Raw genomic sequence first — 5984 nt, 5'->3', positions numbered from 1 at the left:
ATATTTATCAAGATATTGAACTGATTTGTTGTGACTTAGAAAAAGTCAATGACTTAGTTAAAAATAAGGAGGGAAGCGACTATCGATTTATTTCAATTAAAACCCCTAATGGCAATGCTGAACCTCAATCTGTTCAATCTGAACTTAACATGAATCCTGGGCATATTCACCCCCTTATAATAAATGATATAACTCAATTTAATGAGGAAGATATTAAAAAAACAGTGGCTTTCATCAAAAAAAAGAAAAAAGCTTCAAAAATAGTGGATGGTTTGCGGTTTTTGATCTACTCCCATTCAGGAATTAACCTTGCTAGTGAAGTGGCGATCGCTATCTATAGAGAGTTAAAGCAAGATACTGAATTAACTAACTTAAGAATATCATTGAATTATCTTTAAATCACCGTCAATAGATAAAGATTTAACAGTGTTAAATCCCTACGAAGGTTAATCAATTCCTAATTGTAGGAACATAATATCATTATGTTTTAATATTACTGTGCTGAAACGATAAAAAAATTGATGGTGGGCAATCATTTAGGCTATACCATGCAGAATTAATAGAAAAAAGGGATTGCCAATCAAGAAAACTGTGCAATCCCTTAATTGATTTTAAAGCCAAAATTAGACTTTATTTTTTGCAACTGTTTTAGTTCAGCTACTGACCAAATTATTTATTGTTGTAGTGGCATTATTTTGCTGGAGAATAACTGGTTTTGGCTGTTTATTAACCATTTGTTGTTGGCGAAGTTTTTTAGTTTTTGTGGCTTTTTGGCGCGGGTTAGAATAGAGGAGATAAAAACGCTTGACAGATAAGCTTTGAGGACGTTCAAGAGCTTTTGACTTTGACTTCATTCAAAGGCATCAGCAACATAATCTTCCACAGAGTCATAGACATCAGAAACATAATCTTCAACAGAGTCATAGTAGGATTCCACAGAGGTAGAAAAGGCTTCTCCACCGTTTTGCCAGATTCCCCCACTATCGTTATAGAAATGGTTCCATAGTTCTGAACTATCGCCCTTATGTCCATCGTATTCATTGGCGGTTCCTCTCATTCCTGCGTATTGATGATTTTCGTCGATTAGATTACCTGAATCATCGTAGAAACACTCTTGTTGTGGACTTTCAGGAGAAGGGTCTTTATTTTCTAAGTATCCCTCCATTCCCCCGTGAAATGCGTATTTGCCAAAGGTATTGTCATAAGAACTCCATATATCTTTATCTTGTAGTTCTGGACTATCTATTGTGCTGGGACAAGAAGTATTAGTCTCGCCGTTAGTAGATGTGTTTTGGTCAGCCATATTACTATTTCCTTTTTTTGAGATGATTGATTACTGCCAAGAGCCTGGAATATCAGGTCGATTTCTATGTCGCTCAATGTTGACTTGCTGTTGAAGAATTTCATGCAGCTTCAAGGCATCTGTAAGCGAAATTGCCTGAATAACCACGAGTTTGTTATTTCTATCTGTAGAGTAAATGTAAAGATTTGCTATTCCAAACAAACGATAAAGAAATGGCTTTAAAATGCGTAAATCTGTCACACGAAATAGCCAAACTTCGTCAATTTCTTGGTTAAAAAGTCCCGTAATAGTCCTAAACCGTTGAGTTGTAAACATATATTCGGTTCGTTGTAGAGTTAGGTACTGCCAGGCTATAGAAAAAAGAGGAATTATGAAAATTATTCCACGGAGGTTTTTCCAACTTAAAAATACTGACCAAGCTTTAGGTTTCAAGGCCACGATTGGTTTTTCCGGACGAGGAGCATAGCTCGCTCCAAAAGGGTATTCATTCAATTTCATGGTGAGCAGCTCCATTTCCATATTGAAAATCTTCTACTCTTGATTCGCCGTAGACAGTAACGATGGAGAACTTGGTTAATTCAAGGCTAAATTTTTTAACCTGTTCCTGCAATTCTCTCAGTCTTTGCTCTAAATCGTGCATTAGCTCTTTTACTCCCATTTCATTCAGTATTTCTTCAATTTTATTGCTATCGGCTAATGAACCTGACCAATATGATGATGTTCTTAGTACTGATTTGAATTCCAATTCTAAGTTATTTAATCTGCTGATGGATTTTTCATGATTTCTGACTTGAGATTCAGCAAATTTTAAGTCTTCTTTAACTGTATTTATTGCCAAGAAATAGGAGGGATTTGGAGCGTTAACAGCCCGGGGATAACTGTGTAGAGATTCTGCTTGTTTCCGAATTTCTTCAAGCTTTTTATCTCTCAGTGATAAACAGTTTTCAAAAGACCGTCGGTGGTCTTCCTGAATTAATTTTATGGATTTATGGAGAGAGCGGCAAGCGACTCTTTGCTGAAGGATTTCAACCATTTTAGATGGTGACAGACTTGCATCTGAGACATAAATAGTCGTCAGTTCGTTTAAATCCTGAGAATTCATCTCGTTAATATTTATCAATCTAATAGTCATTTTATACCTCCTCATAGTACTGTTGATATTTTTTTCTAAGTTGTGTAAGAGCTTTTGGGTACACAATAAGACGTCCTTTGAGGATTCCCGTTGCTAAGTTCAATAATCCTGCTAGAATGGGAGCAATAGACATGAACCAGGGCAAATCCTCTCGTTCTAGTAATAAATAAGCGCTCACAATAAACTCGGTGATTAGGTAAATGAGACAGCCAAGGCGGTTAATAATTGAGATGATTGATGTTTCTAAGAAAGGTGCTTCAAAAAGTTGAAACAGATAGATGTATGTTTCCAGTCTCATCGCCCCAAATCGAGTTTGACTCAGTCTATCTCTCTGAATATTTATCCAATTTAAGGTCGCTTTCGCGAATCCTTTGAGGCGTTCACGCATATACTCCTCGCTAACTTTGTTGTCGAAAAGAATACAGGCTATCAAAGAAACTGGAACGGCAAATAATATCTTTATATCGTCCCAATCCCCCGGCACTAAAACCATAGCCGTGTTGAAATTTAAGAATGCGATGATGCTCGTGGCAAACCAAGAAAAGAAATTATCTTTCAAAGAAGAGAAAGTACCTCTATCCATAATACTCCTTTAGTACAATTTATCAATTTTAATAAGTTGAGATCGACAAAACTCCGCCGCAGCAACTCTCCTCTGTGCGATTGCATAGCAGGGAAAGCGTTGTAACAGGTCTTCCTGATCTTGGGGATGAAGATCCTCAGCAATTAGCCGATTCAATTCCTTTGATTGATTGATATTGACTCTTGCTTCCGACTCTGGCCACGGGTTAGATTCTGATTCTCGTTCGGTGTGGCCACTGGCATTAGATACATGGGAACTATTCCAACCTTTGCCCTCAAAGTGAGGGAAATTATCTAATTTTTTCATAATTTTGCCTCAGCTTTTCTTCTAGTTTCTTGGATAGCGTCCTTAATAACAAATTCCACGTCAGTATGAGCATATGTAACTTGGAGACCTTCCAAAGCAGTTTCCAGCTCTAAGCGAAATGATTCGCCGCCGTTGTTTGTAGCATTCAAAATGACTACAGAGCCACCTTTTTCAATGACATTTTTAACGGTAGTTCTCCAATCTTGAGGGCAAGGTGATTCCCGCTCGTTGGTCTCTATAAGGACTAACAATACACCAGGTTTTTTTGATGACTGAAAAATTTTATGGGCTGTGCGAACAGCTGGACAGGCCAAAGTTCCCTGTTTTTGGGTGGTTCTTACGGCTCCACACTGTTTTTTCGCATCAGTTGGATTGGTGGGGGTAAGAGTTTCAAAAAAGTCCTGCTCGCCATTGACTTGAATAACTTTCAATTCATCACCACGCGAAATGGATTCTGTTATACCCTTACAGGCTTTCTTGGTTGTCGTCTTAAACTCTTCGTTATTTTGTCCACTTATAGATGTGTCTTTTAAGAGAACAAGAGCGATCGGATTCTTTTGTGAACAAGATGGCAAAACGATAAGTATGGAGACAGTCATAAATCGAAGGAACGATCGTTTCAGACTATTTTTCATAAAATTACACGGTAGTACACTTTTCAGACTCAGGGAACTCTATCTTCCCCTGCGTCTTGATTTCGATTCTAGAACCTATCTGAAGAAAAATCGGAGTGCTGATGCGAACACCGAAAGGATGATGAGAGATCAACCCTGAGCAACAAATACAGAGCTACCAGAGTCTGCTGCTATTAAGGTAAAGCAACTAAAATATCGGGAGCATCTCATTTATGCAAGTGAGTAATTATACTTGTCCTAACACTGATTTCTAGCAAGGCTTTCAAAATAGCTTGACATAAAGATTTAGGGGTTATAAAGGTGAGATGCTCCCGATCGCATAGGCATTAACGTGGAACAAATTCTATTGTTTTATGCCGATGGAATGGGGGGGTTCTCAACATTTTTCGCGGGTTAGACACAATGCCTGAAAATCTAGAGTTTTCGTTGAGGTGCGTCGATGCCTTGGCCAGCAAGACTTTGAGCCTTATGACTGAGGTAACTATTGAGAATTATTATTAATAATGTCTATGCTTTTCAATATCCCACGAAAAATTGCTGTACAATCCTTATACAGCCTAGTTTTGCCAAGCTAGTCTTTTAACTTCTTAGCAAGTTTAATTAATGGAAACCAGAATGGATAGTTAACCAACTCATTAAAATCTCCTTTTAACTTCTTAGCAAGTTTAATTAATGGAAACTCAGTGCTTGCTTTTTCTGTTCTGCTTCTGTTTCTTTTAACTTCTTAGCAAGTTTAATTAATGGAAACGGGAGAGGTGGTGGGAATGTTAAAACATTCTTCCTTCTTTTAACTTCTTAGCAAGTTTAATTAATGGAAACGACCATCTTCCTGAATGACGCCAAGAGGACATCAAATGTCTTTTAACTTCTTAGCAAGTTTAATTAATGGAAACATCCCAAATGGCATTATCGATTCGATGTGCCAGTTTTTGGTTGTCTTTTAACTTCTTAGCAAGTTTAATTAATGGAAACGGTTCGACCAACCGCTCATGAATGGTCATAAGCCGGATCTTTTAACTTCTTAGCAAGTTTAATTAATGGAAACACTTTGTTTTGAATGACTACGAACGGGTCTACTCCATCTTTTAACTTCTTAGCAAGTTTAATTAATGGAAACCTTTAAATGGCAGCATGATTTCTATTTAATATTGAAACTAATCTTTTAACTTCTTAGCAAGTTTAATTAATGGAAACAGTCGGTAGTTCCAGACTGGAACATCCTTAAAGGGACCCTTTTAACTTCTTAGCAAGTTTAATTAATGGAAACAAGAAATAATTTGGTATTGAATTTTTGAATTTCTTTTAACTTCTTAGCAAGTTTAATTAATGGAAACGGAGCTATGGGAGGCTCCTCGCAAGCACCAAGGGGTGCAAAAAAAACTACTTTTAACTTCTTAGCAAGTTTAATTAATGGAAACACATAAGGCCAAGAATGCATCAATCTGTGATGCGTTTCTTTTAACTTCTTAGCAAGTTTAATTAATGGAAACTGGGGGGGAGCAGGGGAAGGAGAAGGAATGTTAATTTTAAACTTTTAACTTCTTAGCAAGTTTAATTAATGGAAACTGCAAGAGCCCCTAAGATCAGATCGCCGAAGAAAATTCCACTTTTAACTTCTTAGCAAGTTTAATTAATGGAAACTATTTTGTTAACTCATTTATTATAGTCGCAATCTCCTTTTAACTTCTTAGCAAGTTTAATTAATGGAAACGGGACTCCCTCATACTGCCATAAAGAATGATCTCTACCTGCTTTTAACTTCTTAGCAAGTTTAATTAATGGAAACCTTTTTAAGCTTTCGCTTTAGCTTTAGCTTTCGCCTTAGCTTCTTTTAACTTCTTAGCAAGTTTAATTAATGGAAACCATCCAACGGAGTAGGGGCAATTCATGAATTGCCCCTACTGCTTTTAACTTCTTAGCAAGTTTAATTAGGGTCTGCTGAAAAAGTAGGGGCGAAGCATTCGGGCAATAACCTATCGGTGAAACCGGAGATTTTCTATCCGAATGCTTCGCCCCTACAGGACA

At 37.1% G+C, this 5984-nt stretch carries 8 protein-coding genes and 1 CRISPR repeat array; of the genes, 1 reads left to right on the top strand and 7 read right to left on the bottom strand.

Going from position 1 to position 5984, the window contains the following annotated elements; translation table 11 throughout:
* Nucleotides 1-398: hypothetical protein (locus MICAI_RS02930; protein WP_039899522.1), on the top strand; the 398-nt coding region annotated here is incomplete at its 5' end.
* A gap of 255 nt (nucleotides 399-653) precedes the next feature.
* Here MICAI_RS02930 and MICAI_RS02925 read toward each other — a convergent pair.
* Genes MICAI_RS02925 through MICAI_RS02895 form a run of 7 tightly spaced genes read right to left on the bottom strand, consistent with a single transcriptional unit; the run spans nucleotide 654 to nucleotide 3923 of the window.
* On the bottom strand, nucleotides 654-854 hold the full coding sequence (locus MICAI_RS02925; RefSeq protein WP_008197489.1) for a hypothetical protein: 201 nt from the start codon (nucleotides 852-854) through the stop codon (nucleotides 654-656).
* Nucleotides 851-1303 (bottom strand): hypothetical protein, encoded by a 453-nt coding sequence (locus MICAI_RS02920; protein WP_008197488.1) that lies wholly within the window; start codon nucleotides 1301-1303, stop codon nucleotides 851-853. The genes MICAI_RS02925 and MICAI_RS02920 overlap by 4 nt, the downstream gene beginning before the upstream one ends.
* A gap of 30 nt (nucleotides 1304-1333) precedes the next feature.
* Nucleotides 1334-1801 (bottom strand): PH domain-containing protein, encoded by a 468-nt coding sequence (locus MICAI_RS02915; RefSeq protein ID WP_157221714.1) that lies wholly within the window; start codon nucleotides 1799-1801, stop codon nucleotides 1334-1336.
* A complete protein-coding gene (locus tag MICAI_RS02910) occupies nucleotides 1788-2435 on the bottom strand; it encodes a hypothetical protein (protein ID WP_008197486.1) in 648 nt (215 codons plus the stop codon). The genes MICAI_RS02915 and MICAI_RS02910 overlap by 14 nt, the downstream gene beginning before the upstream one ends.
* A 1-nt stretch (nucleotide 2436) precedes the next feature.
* Nucleotides 2437-3018 carry a hypothetical protein gene (locus tag MICAI_RS02905; protein ID WP_008197485.1) on the bottom strand — a complete coding sequence of 194 codons (582 nt, stop codon included), beginning with the start codon at nucleotides 3016-3018 and terminating at the stop codon, nucleotides 2437-2439.
* A gap of 9 nt (nucleotides 3019-3027) precedes the next feature.
* The gene (locus MICAI_RS02900) at nucleotides 3028-3324 is read right to left on the bottom strand and encodes a hypothetical protein (protein WP_008197484.1); all 297 of its coding nucleotides are present in this window, start codon (nucleotides 3322-3324) and stop codon (nucleotides 3028-3030) included.
* The gene (locus tag MICAI_RS02895; protein ID WP_008197483.1) at nucleotides 3321-3923 is read right to left on the bottom strand and encodes a hypothetical protein; all 603 of its coding nucleotides are present in this window, start codon (nucleotides 3921-3923) and stop codon (nucleotides 3321-3323) included. The genes MICAI_RS02900 and MICAI_RS02895 overlap by 4 nt, the downstream gene beginning before the upstream one ends.
* A 612-nt stretch (nucleotides 3924-4535) precedes the next feature.
* A CRISPR array of direct repeats spans nucleotides 4536-5898; the repeat unit is 35 nt; unit sequence CTTTTAACTTCTTAGCAAGTTTAATTAATGGAAAC.
* Nucleotides 5899-5984 lie beyond the last annotated feature (86 nt).

Source organism: Microcystis sp. T1-4 (assembly GCF_000297435.1).
In the GTDB taxonomy this organism is placed as follows: Bacteria; Cyanobacteriota; Cyanobacteriia; order Cyanobacteriales; family Microcystaceae; genus Microcystis.
The sequence above is the reverse complement of the archived record's forward strand: the minus strand, read 5'-3'. Positions and strand labels throughout refer to the sequence as shown.